The organism is Zavarzinella formosa DSM 19928 (assembly GCF_000255705.1).
GTDB classification, from domain to species: Bacteria; Planctomycetota; Planctomycetia; order Gemmatales; family Gemmataceae; genus Zavarzinella; species Zavarzinella formosa.
Window position 1 is genome coordinate 421,424 of record NZ_JH636443.1, and the last position, 12,429, is coordinate 433,852.

General features: G+C 60.3%; 10 protein-coding genes and 2 pseudogenes. 2 read left to right on the top strand and 10 right to left on the bottom strand.

Going from position 1 to position 12,429, the window contains the following annotated elements:
- Positions 1-199: pseudogene (locus BGIM_RS65000) on the bottom strand (ISL3 family transposase); the annotation flags it as partial.
- A 315-nt stretch (positions 200-514) separates the two neighbouring features.
- On the opposite strand from BGIM_RS65000, the gene BGIM_RS0127165 reads away from it, so the two are divergent.
- Positions 515-1,129: a DUF2716 domain-containing protein gene (locus BGIM_RS0127165; RefSeq protein ID WP_157369451.1), complete on the top strand. Its 615-nt coding sequence runs from the start codon at positions 515-517 to the stop codon at positions 1,127-1,129.
- Between the two features lie 123 nt (positions 1,130-1,252).
- Positions 1,253-1,720, top strand: a complete 468-nt coding sequence (locus tag BGIM_RS0127170) for a DUF4279 domain-containing protein (protein ID WP_020472853.1) — start codon at positions 1,253-1,255, stop codon at positions 1,718-1,720.
- Positions 1,721-1,837: 117 nt separating this feature from the next.
- Here BGIM_RS0127170 and BGIM_RS0127175 read toward each other — a convergent pair whose 3' ends face one another.
- From BGIM_RS0127175 to BGIM_RS66010, 9 genes and pseudogenes are all read right to left on the bottom strand, one after another.
- A complete protein-coding gene (locus tag BGIM_RS0127175) occupies positions 1,838-4,015 on the bottom strand; it encodes a PDZ domain-containing protein (RefSeq protein ID WP_020472854.1) in 2,178 nt (725 codons plus the stop codon).
- A gap of 50 nt (positions 4,016-4,065) precedes the next feature.
- Positions 4,066-4,278: a type II toxin-antitoxin system HicB family antitoxin gene (locus BGIM_RS0127180; protein WP_020472855.1), complete on the bottom strand. Its 213-nt coding sequence runs from the start codon at positions 4,276-4,278 to the stop codon at positions 4,066-4,068.
- A gap of 4 nt (positions 4,279-4,282) precedes the next feature.
- Positions 4,283-4,459 carry a hypothetical protein gene (locus tag BGIM_RS0127185; protein WP_157369452.1) on the bottom strand — a complete coding sequence of 59 codons (177 nt, stop codon included), beginning with the start codon at positions 4,457-4,459 and terminating at the stop codon, positions 4,283-4,285.
- Between the two features lie 107 nt (positions 4,460-4,566).
- Entirely contained in the window at positions 4,567-5,643 is a 1,077-nt protein-coding gene (locus tag BGIM_RS0127190; protein ID WP_020472857.1) for a S1C family serine protease, read from the bottom strand.
- Positions 5,644-5,779: 136 nt separating this feature from the next.
- On the bottom strand, positions 5,780-7,654 hold the full coding sequence (locus BGIM_RS0127195) for a S1C family serine protease (RefSeq protein WP_020472858.1): 1,875 nt from the start codon (positions 7,652-7,654) through the stop codon (positions 5,780-5,782).
- 278 nt (positions 7,655-7,932) lie between these two features.
- Entirely contained in the window at positions 7,933-9,192 is a 1,260-nt protein-coding gene (locus tag BGIM_RS0127200; RefSeq protein WP_020472859.1) for an NPCBM/NEW2 domain-containing protein, read from the bottom strand.
- 94 nt (positions 9,193-9,286) lie between these two features.
- Positions 9,287-9,523 carry a hypothetical protein gene (locus tag BGIM_RS0127205; protein ID WP_020472860.1) on the bottom strand — a complete coding sequence of 79 codons (237 nt, stop codon included), beginning with the start codon at positions 9,521-9,523 and terminating at the stop codon, positions 9,287-9,289.
- Positions 9,524-9,807: 284 nt separating this feature from the next.
- Positions 9,808-10,893, bottom strand: coding sequence for a hypothetical protein (locus BGIM_RS0127210; protein ID WP_020472861.1), 1,086 nt, complete (start codon positions 10,891-10,893; stop codon positions 9,808-9,810).
- Positions 10,894-11,247: 354 nt separating this feature from the next.
- Positions 11,248-12,429: pseudogene (locus BGIM_RS66010) on the bottom strand (hypothetical protein); the annotation flags it as partial.

A 12,429-nucleotide genomic window follows, 5' to 3' on the forward strand; every position in this document is an offset into this window, starting at 1 on the left:
GCTTGCCGCCAACCGGGAGGGTGCGGACGGTGCGTTCCACGACCCCGCGTCGGATGACGTTGGCGGACTGACAGGACGAACAGCGGTCATGGGCGGGATCCTGCCGGAGATGAAGGGTCAGGCCGCCCTCGGCGGAGGAGGTCCGAACGACTTGATAGTCCCGAACACCGAAAACACGATACAGTAGCGTGGAGGACATGCCGGCTTCCTGAAGATGGTGTGGTTACCTTTCATGAAACGGCATGCTCCTCTTTTTTGGCAACCCCTGAGTACGAACTTCTCGGATGAGCCTGATTTTGGCATAATCTGGCCCGTTTGGGCCACAGGGCCACAACCAAGCGACTGACAATCCTTGCCCTCTCGCGGATGGATCGGGTACTCTGTTGAGGAAAGGGCTTGATGCCCGAACCCATGTGCTTAATCGTGGTGCGGCCGGAACAAGAAACTAGCCAGTCCGGTGATAGCCGAACCTCCATTGGCGTGTGGTGTCATTTGTGTGATCGATTGCGCCGATGTGAAACAGTGTGACGAAACCGGACCGTCGCAAGTTCCGGTCTTGTCGATGACGGATCGTGTCCGGAATCGGCCAGTCGCCGAAAATCCGGTGATGATAGATTGCGCTGGTGCGCGGCCTAATAACAAGTTCGGCGGTGGAGACGCACTGATGGGCGAAGGCTGGCAGCCAGTCCCGCATAGCGACGAACCTGCGATCCGGGCGGCTTGGACGGCATACCTCCAACCCGCTGACTCGCTGGTTGTCCCTGCCCCTTCACGGTCGTGGCAGGGCCGAGCCCTCGCCCGCTACCGGCCGACGGTGGAGACCGAGTTCGCGGGTAAGTTGCTGGCGGCGTTCCGCCGCTGCACCCGGCCCGGCGAGCGGCTGTGGGTCATCGACTGGCAACACGCCTGGTACGCGCTCGACCCGCACGCCGCGTCAGTGGAGGGGCGGCCGGTCCCAGCCCTGCCGGACGGCGATTCGTACAACTACGTCGCCCCAGACTTCCGGTTCGGTCTGGTCATGGGGTGGCGAGACACCGGGCCGGTAGCGTTGTTCGGAGCCGACCTGCTGGCCGCGTTCGCCGCCGATCCGCCGGCCGAGTTCCTGCGGGTATGCGGCCCCGGCGAGTAAAGGCACGCCCAACCAGACGCTGCACCTGGCTGAGCAGGCATGTAGGCTTTGCTTTCTTATGGTCAAAGCTCCCCGCGCCCGCCGGGTCGGCGAGCTTTATGTTCGGCGAAGGAGGCGCGACCGGTGGACGGCTCCTCCAACCAACCCAAAACGTTCCGCACCCTGCGAGGATTCCTCGACGGGCACGAGCCGGACGGGCCGAACTACTTCAAGTTCAGCGCAACCCTTCGTATCCACTGCGACGCGATTCCGTTCGAGGAGATCGAACAAGTGCTCGGTGTCGGCCCGACGCATACTCACCGCAAGGGTGAACAGCGCGGCCCCCAATCCCCGGCATATCGCGACGATGCGTGGCACTACGAGCCGCTCGTCCCGGAGACCGAGCCGCTGGCTCACCACCTTGACGCGCTCTGGGCGGTGGTGCGGCCAGCGGCCGAGTATCTGAAAGGGCTAAAGTCTCGCTGCAAAATTGACGTGTTCTGCGGCTATCGCTCGAACTGCGACACGGCCGGGTTTGAGATACCGCACACAAGCTTGGAACTGTTCGCGGCATTGGAGGTGCCGTTCGGGGTGTCGGTGGTCATCGCGTGAGCCACCCGCCAAGATGTCGCAGCAGGCCGAGGCCGGAAACCAGTCGTTCTAACCTCCAACCCGCCGGAAAACTTCACCCGGCTCCTCACGGAGCCGGGCTCGTTCAATCAAGATGACTCACCGCAAATCCAGCGAGTCCATCCAGCGGACCATTTCGCGGAAGACGTCTCCGTCGTCGTTGACGTACTCTTTGCCGGATTGCTTCATCTCGCGGTAGATGGCCGGATACTTCTTTTCGGTCAGCTTTTTGAAGCCTTCTTGCACGTCCTTCACGATGGGGTCTTTGGCCCCGGCGATCACCAGGAAGGTCAGTCGTTGGTTGGCGACCGGTTCCTTCGGATTGCTGGCCAGCACGGCCCCGACGGGGACGGCGGCGCGGATTACTTCGCGGTGGTTGATCGCCATGTAATAGGCCATCTGGCCGCCGACGCCCTGGCCGTGGGCGATCACCCGTTGCGGGTCGATGGTGTAGCTGGTGCGGACCTGTCGCACGTCGCTCATGATGCCCTCGGCCTCGCCGGCCACCCAACCGCTCGCGGCGCCGGCTGTCGGGCCGACCATGATGAAGTTGTACTTCTCGCAGAAGGGTTCCCAGAGCTTCACCATGTCGTCCGCGTCACGCCCGTCACGTCCCGCCGGGTGCAGCCAGACGATCAGGCCGTGCGAGATGTTCTTGTCGTAGGTGTCCGGCACAAACACCCAATAATTGCGGCCGGTGCCTCCCTCGCCGGTCATCTTATGCAAGCCGGTCTTGGGCTTTTCGTCCTTCTTGGCCTCTTCCTTCTTCTCTTCTTTTTTCGGTTCTTCCTTCTTGGCTTCCTCTTTTTTCGGCTCGTCCTTCTTGGGAAGCGGGCCAACGGCCTTCACGGGGGTCATCGCCAGTTTCTTGGTGGATTCTTCCGGCAGCTCGGCGATCACCTCTTCGGGGGTCTTGCCCAGTGTCACGTCCAGCGTTTCCGTCTTGCCGCCGCCTTTTCGCTTCACTTCAATCGACACGGTGGAATTGACCGGGAAATTCTGGATGGCGGTGAGGAACTGATCCCGCCCGGCGAACTGTCCCGCTTGCGGGGGAAGTTTCGGAGCCGGGGCGCCGCCCATTGGTTTCGGCAGGATTTTCAGGATGCGGTCGCCGGGCTTCACGCCCGCCTTCGCGGCCGGGGAGTTCGGATACACGCCCCGCACCTCGACGCCCAACTCCGGGTCGTCCCGCATCGGAAACACGCCAAGGAAGCCTGGATCCAGCGTGGCTTGCGAACCGGCCAGCTTGATATTTTTGAAGCTCTCCTGCTTGTCGCCCCGTTTCACGACCAGCGATACCAATTCGTCCTCATATTTTGGCCGGAAGTTGTGCAGGAACTGGGCTTGGTTCTTCACCGGTTTGCCGTCGATTTCCAAGATCAGGTCACCCGGCTTCACACCGGCTTTCTCGGCCGGGGACTCAGGGCTGACGGTGTCGACGGTTACGCCGAGGGTGTAAAAGTCCGGCTCGCGGAAGGTGACGCCGAGCATCCCGGCCCGCAGGGTCACCGGTTTCTCGGGGGTGCCTTCCTTCATCTTGGGAAGCACCTTGAGGATGTCTTCCAGCGGGACAGCAAAACCGATGCCCACGTCGTACCACTCGAAGCCCGCGAGTTCGGTTTCGCTCGTCGGCGAGATGGGAACGATCAGCCCCATCACCCGGCCGTCGATGCCGCACAGCGGGCCGCCATAGTTCACCGGAGAAATCTTGGCGTCGGCCTGAATCGCCCGGCCCCACACCCGATTGACGGCGCTGATGATGCCGCCGTGGATGCTTGGCGGTTGGTCAAGATTCGGGTTCAGCGTGCGGCCCAAAGCGATGGCCCATGCCCCGATTTCGATATCTTTCTTCGGGAACACTTCCGGCACGGGCAGGCCGGCCTGGTCGATCTTCAACAGGGTCATCATCCGGGTCGGGTCGGTGGCGACCACCTTGGCGACGGCCCGCGGCTTGCCCGGCACGGTGACAAAAATGTCCGTCGGCTTGCCGATGAAGTTGAACGAACTGGTCATGATGAAGCCGTTGGCATCCACCACCAGTCCAGTGGTCGCCCCGGTCCCGCGCCGGAAGAGAACATCCCCGCCGTCCTTCTTGCGGGGATCTTTCGACCCCCAGACGGCCTCCTGCCCGCCGGTGGTTTCGATGCGGGCGATGAACGGAGCGTTCTTCGCCCCCACGGCCTTCATGGCCTTCTCGGTGGAGTCGTTGATGTCCTGAGCCAGCCCGAAAGCGGGGATGAGCAGGAGGGTGAAGAGGGAGTATTTACGGTGGTGCATATTTGATGCTTTGCTGACAAATGACAATCAAGAAAAATTACGCGGCACGGTCAGGCGGCGACATCCACCAAAGCGGCTTCAGAATACGGCATCGGGATCGGCAATCCTTCGGCCGCCATTCCTTCCAGATGAAACGCGATCGCTTCCCGCATGAGGGCAATCGTCTCTTCCCGATCATCCCCGGCGGCCACGCAGCCATCCAAGTCGGGAGAATAAGCCGAGAAGCCGGTGTCGGTCGGTTCCAGGATGATCAGATATTTCACTGCATCACACCCGAGGCCGATCAACCAATATTTTTGCGAGCATCCGCAACGCTTCGTGCTTTGTGATGCCAGCGATGTTTTGCAAAGCTGGCATCAGGTTGAGAGCACCGATTCCATCATCAATGTTCATGATTCGAGCGGCTTCAAATGGGGAATGCCCCTTCTCAACCAACTCTCGCATCTGCCGTTCCCATCTCTCCATCTCGATGGATCCAATGCTCGCCATGAAATCTTTCCGTTATCCTTTCGCGCTCCGCTCTGAAGACTCCGCGTCGCGCCTTCACGAAGTTACCGTTTCGGCAACGGCTGCAAATCCAGTGAAATCGCCGTCAGCTTGTCTCCCCGGCGGATTTCGATCTGAACCTTGTCGCCGGGGGAATATCGTTTCAGCAAATCGCGGAAGGTATCCGTGCTGTAGACCGGCTCGCCGTCGAAGTAGATCACCAAGTCGTCCGGCTTTAGGCCGGCTTTGGCGGCCGGGGAGTTGGAATCGATCTGTTCGATGTACGGCGGCGTCCGCTCGACCACGCGGGGGACGAAGATGATGCCGGTGTAGGCGGTCGGCCCTTTGGTTTCGCGCACTTCGGGGCGTTCGCTCTTGATCCATTTGCCCTGCATGGCCAAGTCCGCGAATTCGGCGAGGGTGAAGGTCTTCTTCTCCCCCTTGATGTTGATCTCGGCCTTGGTGTTCAACGGCATCGCATAGTTCACCCAAGTGTCCGTCTGGGTGTTGCGGAACTCCTTGCCGATCAGGCCCAGCAGTTCGCCCTTGCGGTTGATGATCGCCCCGCCGGCGGCGCCGGGGTTGTTCGTGATGGTGTCGAGATACAACACGTCTCCGTGGAACGGAACCTCGAAGGCCCCGCGACGGGCCGACAACTTGCCGATGGCCGTCACCATCGCCCGTTGCACGCTGAGCATTTCATCCCGCGTGGCGACGTTGTACATATTGGAGAGAGCCATCACCCAGTCGCCCGTTTGCACGTTCAACTTGGCCCCGGCTTCCTTGATGTCAAAGTACGGCAGGTCAAGCGGCAGGGCGTCCTTCTTGGGCTGGACGATCTCCAGGATGGCCGCGTCGAACTCCGGTTCGATCACCTTCACCTTGAAGGGCATCTTGCGGCCGTCCGGCAGGTGAAGCCGAAGTTCCCGGCCGTCAAGGAACGGGGTGGCGGCCGTGAGGATGTGTCCCTCCGGGGAGATGATGATCCCCGTGCCAAACGACTCGGCCCCGCGAAACCCGCCCGCCCCGAAGAGCTTGACGAGTTTCTCGTTGGCCGCCGAGGCCGTCTTGGAATACGGATCAGTCGCCCGCCCGGAGGAGGCAACCAACCCAAGGCACATGATCGCAATCATCAATCGCATGTTGTCATTCCATCCCGAAAACGAGCGGACAGGACAGAGCCAAGAGCCCCACTGCGTAAGCGGTGGGGGTGGCCGTAACGCACAGAGAGCCACCCCCACCGCTTACGCAGTGGGGCTCTTGGCTCTGCGTTGACCACTATTTCAAAGTCGTCACCTTCACGTTGAACATCGCATAACGCTTGTCGCCGTTGCGCACTTCGATCCGGTGCGGAAGTTCCCGGCCGCCGACGTTTTTGAAGTCTGAGAAGTACAGTTCGCATGGGTCTTGATCGCGGGAGACAGTCACCTCGGCGGCGAACAACGTGCCGTCCGGATAGAGCGGCTTGTCCTTGTGCTGCGGGTTCAGGGCGGCCTTGTAGTAGTACCACTTGGCGGGCACGTCCGCGTGTTCGGTGCGGATCACTTCGGCGAAGACCCGCACATCCTCGTATTTCTTCGGCTTGGAGCCGTCGGCCGGCATCAGATAGACCGGTTCGACGCCCGCGAAGTGGCAGGCTTCCCGTTCGGAACCCTTCGCCCCGAGTGTCAGGAACCGCCGGTATTGGTAAGCGGCCATCATCAGCCCGCCGCTGAACGGCGGCTCGGAAAGTTCGACGACGGTCAACCCCTGCTTCAACGGGTTGAGTTTGTAGGTCGCGGCTCCGAGGGCGAGCGTCACCTCCGGCGTGGTGTCTTTCGGGTTGGCCGGGTCTTTCACGTCTTCGATCTTCACGAGGAAGTCGCCGCCCCGCATGTCGCGGTCATACGTGCCAGTCCACACCCATTCGCCGGTCAGCGGGGAATAGTCCCCGAGTTTCTTCGCGTCGGCAAGCAGCGCGTCCCGCACCTGCCGGTTGAAGTAGTAATTGGTGAAACCCTTCTTCTCCTCCCAGAACTTGGCCCCGGCCCCGAAGGCGCGCGGCTTGGGCGGAGCCCCGCCGCCGGGGCCGCCGGGAGGGGCATCCTTCTTTTTCACAACGGCCGGGGTGAGGCTCATGAGGCGGACGAGTGTGTCCTTCTTCTCGTTCCCCCGGCGATAGGTCAGCGGCAGCCGCCATTCCTTGGGGAAGATGCCGAGGGCCGATTTGAACTGGTTCACGCTGGTCAGCGGCCGACCCGCGAAGTTGAGGAGTTCATCCCCTTCGATGATGCCGCGTCGGCCGACATCAGAATCTTCCAAAACCTGATTGACCGTCATTTTGACGACATCGCTTTCCTCGCTGGCCTGACTGCTGACCGTGGCCCCGAGGGTGGCGTGGTCGCTGAACAACCCGCCGCGCATGTGGCCGAGGAAGTTCTTGGCCATGTTGATCGGCAGACCGTAGCCGATGCCGGTGTTGAACGCCCCGCGTTTGCCGGGGGCACCGCCGAAGACAAGGCCGACGACTTGGCCCTTCATGTTGAAGATCGGGCCGCCGGAATTCCCTTGGTTGGCGGTCGTGTCGTACTGAATCGCATCGGTGTGTTCGGCAAAGCCGAAGTCCACATAGCGATTGACCCCGGAGACGAGGCCGAAGCTGACCGACGGTGTGAAGTCGGTGGAGAGAAGCTGGGCATTGCCCATGATCATCGTCCAGTCGCCGGGCTTCAGCGTGTCGCTGTCCCCGAGTTCGGCGACCGGGAAGGTGTCCCCTTCTTTCTTGGGGATCAGCTTGATCATGGCGGTGTCCCCGCCGCGATCCACGCCAACCGTGACGGCGTCATACAGTTCGCCGTTGGGCATGCCGCAGGCGAAAGTCGGCGTGATCTGGCCGCCGTGATCCACGACGTGGAAGTTGGTGAGGCAATAGCCTTCTTTGTCAATGATGACGCCGGACCCGCCCCCGGCGATAGAGCCGCGTGGATCACGGGAGAAATCCTTGATGTAAACGGCGACAACGGCCGGGCGAATCTTCTTGATGAGGTTCACGCGGTCGAGCTCGGCCTCCTTCGCCGGATCGGCCGCCGCCACCGGCTTCGCGGGCGTCACCGCCAGAAACCCGGCCGCGAGACCCAGCGACAACAGACCGACCATCAACAATCGCTTTTTCATATGTTCGTCTTCGCTGATCGTTTGTCGAACCGATTCAAATCGAAATCAAGAAACCGCCTGACACCGAATCACATTGATTACTTGCCAAGGTTAAAGTCCCGGAGACCCCCTCCAGCTCCCCCTTGCCAAGGGGGAGAGCAAAACCGGCCCTCTTCCCGAGGCGGGCCAATTTGGCGGTGACCGGTTCTGCTCTCCCCCTTGGCAAGGGGGAGCTGGAGGGGGTCTCCGGGACTTTAACCTCTCATCAGTGATCGATTCGATTCGGCACGAGGTTGCCTTTACTTCAACACCTTGGCGTCTCCGATCGACAACTGGTTGCCCAAATCGAGGATGGCGCCTTCGCTTTCCACGATGATTCGCAGGCGGTCCACGTTTTGGACGTTCAGGTTGAGATTGACCGGCTTGTCGCCCCGTTTGATGACCCCCTTGTACAGCACTTGCGTGCCGTCATCAATGGTCAGCTTCACGGTGCTTTCCGTCACGACCGAGGCATCTGTTCCCGCTTGTCCCTTGAAAACCTTGTACTGCCCCTTGAGTTCGTAAGTCAGGACCGTCTTGGCGTGCAGGGTCAGCCCCTTGGCGAACTGATCGGCCTTGGTTTCCATCCCCGCCGGATCAGTTCGCAGCCGGATCGGATTCCGGTCGAGATTGCGATCCTTTTGGTAATGCTCCGGGTCGGTCCCCGACTCTTCGAGGATGACAGGTTCGAGATCCGACAGATATTTGACGCTTCCGGCCGCAAAGTCGAACTTGGAAATCGCATTTTCGGCCAGTTCGACCTTCACGTCGGACACGGTCGTCACCGTGTAATTGTTGTCCGCGCGGGTGACCGATTTGGCGACGAGGACGTTGCCGTCCGAATCCACCACCTTGCAAATCGCCGGGGCGACCGTGCCAGTCGGAATTTGGTTGAAGATCATCCCGGCAATGCGGGGCATTTTCACGGTCACGTCCTTGCCGGTGGCCTCCAGGGTGAACTTCACGGAGTCCGTCGCCGGGTCGCCCTCGCCGAAGGTGCCGCGAACGCTGTCGAGGCGGTCGGTTTCCGTGCCGTCGTCGTTTTTGACCTTGCTGCGGGTAATCCACACGTCGAACTTGCCGCGATCCCGCATCAGGCCGCGGAAGTCCTGCTCCAGCTTCAAGTCCCCGGCGTCCCGCATCAGCGAGAACAACGAGGTGACGGGAATATTGTGCGTCCGGGCCGGTTTGCCTTCGTCCCCGAGGAGTTTCAGTTCAACATTCTTCCCTTTGATGGAAAATGCCGAGCAGCGGAACGTGGTGCCATCCACCAGTTCCACGGCGATGTATCGGGTCGAGGCCGGCACGGGCTTGGGAACCGGCCCGAGGGTGATGGCATTGATGGTGGTGATGGGGATTTTTTCGTCGGCCCCGTTCGCGTTAAACGTGATCTCCATCGGCGAGATGGCGACGATGTCCCCGTTGAGTTTCTTGCCGTCGAGGGTGGTGAGTTCGGCGGCCTTCAGGGCCGGGACGGCAACGGCGAGGAGAAGAAGCAGCGGGCGAAGGGAGGCCATCATGGGGAAATATCCTTGGTGTGTTCTGGCCTTGCGATTGGGCTGTGAGCTATGAGCTATGAGCTATGAGCCGGAAAAGCAAAGCCGGGGACTCCAATTAGCGAAAGCAGACGCGATCAGTTGACTTCCCGCCCTTTTGAAACCCTTGTTCCAAGGTCACGGCGATATGCTCCTGATGTTCGTTCAGGGAACTGACGACGCCTTCCGCTTGCAACATGACCTCTTTGGCTTGTCGCAAGTCCAATCCAAACTGCTGTCGAATGACTCGAATGGCTTCGATTCGGTTGCTGGTTGCCAGCACTATCCGGTTGAACACCCCATGTGGCGATTCCATTCATAAACTCCCGGCGCCAGTGCAAATTCAACAAATCACTTGCGTGTAATCTTCAAGAGCCCCACTGCGTCAAACCAAGAGCCCCACTGCGTCAGCGGTGGGGGTGGTCGTCACACTCTGGAAGCCACCCCCACCGCTGACGCAGTGGGGCTCTTGAGATCATTGGCGAATGTTGCTGTTTGATTTTGCATTAGCCATTCAGGCCCCAAAACCAAAAAGCCGTCGCCGCTTCCACAAGCAGGCCACGGCTTCGATTTCGACTCGGCAATGGTCCGGCAGACGACTTATTTGCTCGCGGTCGCGCTGGAGAGCGACTTGAAGTATTCTTCAATCACCACGCGGTAGCGGGCCGGCAGATCCTTGGTGATTTCGACGATGGCGCGGGCCCGGTCTTTTTCCGGCATGGTGCCCCACTTCTCGGCGAATTCCTTCAGCTTCTTCTCGTCAACCTTGCCTTCGCCGGAGCCGCCCATGATGGTGCTGTCGGGGGCGTTGCTGCTCGGGTTCTTCGAGCCGGCGCCGGGTTGCGTGCCCTGGCCGCCGTTGGGGCAGGAGCCGCCGTTGCACTGGCCGCCGCCTTTGGCTTGTTGTTCCTTTTCCTTGATGAGTTCATCAAGACGGAACACGATCTTCTTTTGGATTTCCTGGGTGACCTTGCCGCCGCGGGCTTGGGTCAGACGGCGTTCGGAGTTGTCCATCAACCGCTTGATGTTGGCCAGATCCTTTTCGTCCCGCTTCCAGTTGCCCATGTCGATGAACATGATGGTGGCGAGCATCTTGTAACGATCCGGGGCGTCGGACACGTCATCCAGCAGACGCACGATGGATCGCATCGCGTCGTCCTTCTTGATGAGGGCGTGTTCGGCGACGGCCCGGTGGAACAGGGCGGTGCCCGGTTCCACGGTGTCTTCCGGCTTCACGGCCGCGAGGGCTTCGAGGGATTCCTCGTACACCCGGGCGTTGGTCAGATTGCGGGAGAAGCCGAGAGCAAGGTTGGCCCGGAAGAACTTGTCTTGCTTCTCGTCCTTCAGGATGGCGGGGACGGCCTTCGGGGCGTCGCGGTCGGCGTTGCGGGCGTCGGCCAGCACCTTTTTAGCTTCGGGGCTGCCGAGTTCGAGGGTGGCGAGGGTGCGGTCCAGCACGCTGGCGTCCGCATCAGCCCAAATCTTGGTGAAAGCGGCCGTGTCGTAAGACGGCATGGCCTTCTTGATCCAGCCCTCGGCTTGCGCCTTGGCGGCATCCGCCGGAAGGGCCTGCAAGGAACCGAAGGTGAATTCTGCTTTTTTCTCGGCGGCATAAGCCGGGATGATGGCCCCGAGGCCCAAACCAGCGGAAAGTGCGGCCGATGTCAGCCATTGACGAATGGTCATGGGTTATACCTGTTCGGACCTTTCGAGGAACCGTCTATCTGAAACAGACGGATGATGAGTGCAAAGTTAACCGAGCATACACGGCCCGGACTCTTAACGCAAGGACCAATGTCTAAGTTTTCAGTGTTCAAAAAGCAAAGAGAAGACTAACCACAAAGACGCAAAGATCACACAAAGTTTCACAAAGACATCGAAAAAAAAAGGAAAGCCAGAAGCATTAAGAACACGGAGAACAACATTTTCTGGTCGTTCTTTGTTTTCTTCGCCATTCAATCTTTGCTTTTTTCTCCGTGAAACTTTGTGTGATCTTTGCGTCTTTGTGGTTAGTGCCTTTCTTTTTTTCGCCAAGAACAATCACTTATTCTTGCCCGTCACCAAATTGTGGATCATCGTTTCGATCTTTTCCTGGCGTTCGCCGAGATCCTTGAGTTCCTTCTTGATCTGGGCCTCGTCGGCTTGCTCGCCCTTGTACCGTTCGCCGTAGCGGGTGGTCCGGGTGTTGACGAGTTGTTGTTGCTGACGGATCAGCTTCAACTCGGCAATCTCGTCGAGCAGCTTTTTCAACTGGTCGCCGGGGGGCGGGCCTTCGCCGGGGGGCATCGGGGGCTGCTTGCCGATTTCCTGCTGGGCTTTCTTGAGGGCATCCTTCATTTGGGTGAGGACTTCAATGATGTCCTGCTCCAAGGCTTGGGTGTCTTGGCCGACGTTGGCATTGTGAAGACGTTCCTTCACGCGGGCCATGTCCTGCCGGACTTCCTCGAACACGGCCGGGAAGGCGACGGCCGAGCCTTCGTTCCGCAGCAGTTCGATGGCCTTGTCGGCTTCGCCAATGATCTCGGCTTCGCGGTCTTCCTGTTTTTGGGAATTCTGGAAGTCCACCGGACGGGGTTTCTGGTCGGGATTCTTCAACACTTGCCCGTCGATGGTGGTCGTCACGCTCTTCACTTCGATTTGCATGGCCAGCATCTTGCCCACGCGCTGTTCGAGGTTGGCGAGAAGCCGTTCCAGTTCTTGTTCCCGCAGTTGCTTCAACCGCTTTTCCAGTTCCTGACGGGCGACTTCCAGCTTTTCGATGGCACTCGTCTGGTCGTCGCTCGCTTCTTTCCGTTTTTCTTTGTCGAGGTTCGCGGCGGCGTTTTCTTCGTCCGGAACGGCTTTCTTCACGCTCTCAGCGCCCGGAGCCGGCGGCTTGGCCGGGCCGGGAGGGCTGGCGGACGGCGGGCTGGGGCTGCCGGACGACGGTGAAGAGGGCTTCGGGGCACCGGCTTGCTGGCCGCTCATCGGCGAACCGGGGCTCTTGCCGCTGGCTTGGTCGTCCTTCTTGGGTTCGTTCTTGCTGGTGGAACCTTTCTGGTCGCCCTTGTTGTCTTCTTTGTTTCGACTTTCGGAGGGCTTGTTCTCCTTGGCGACTTCCTTCATGGGATCTTTCGGGTCGGTCTTCATGGGATCTTTCGGATCACCGCCGCCCATCGGCTTGCCGCCCCCTTCCTTGGGTTCGCCGCCTCCGGCCATCGGCTTTGGGGGCTTGGGGTTGCC

Bases quoted from the DNA above. Each gene is read 5' to 3' on its own strand.
- BGIM_RS0127210 (WP_020472861.1), bottom strand. From the start codon at position 10,893: ATGACCATTCGTCAATGGCTGACATCGGCCGCACTTTCCGCTGGTTTG.
- BGIM_RS0127205 (WP_020472860.1), bottom strand. From the start codon at position 9,523: ATGGAATCGCCACATGGGGTGTTCAACCGGATAGTGCTGGCAACCAGC.
- BGIM_RS0127175 (WP_020472854.1), bottom strand. From the start codon at position 4,015: ATGCACCACCGTAAATACTCCCTCTTCACCCTCCTGCTCATCCCCGCT.
- BGIM_RS0127195 (WP_020472858.1), bottom strand. From the start codon at position 7,654: ATGAAAAAGCGATTGTTGATGGTCGGTCTGTTGTCGCTGGGTCTCGCG.
- BGIM_RS0127190 (WP_020472857.1), bottom strand. From the start codon at position 5,643: ATGCGATTGATGATTGCGATCATGTGCCTTGGGTTGGTTGCCTCCTCC.
- BGIM_RS0127200 (WP_020472859.1), bottom strand. From the start codon at position 9,192: ATGATGGCCTCCCTTCGCCCGCTGCTTCTTCTCCTCGCCGTTGCCGTC.
- BGIM_RS0127185 (WP_157369452.1), bottom strand. From the start codon at position 4,459: ATGCGAGAGTTGGTTGAGAAGGGGCATTCCCCATTTGAAGCCGCTCGA.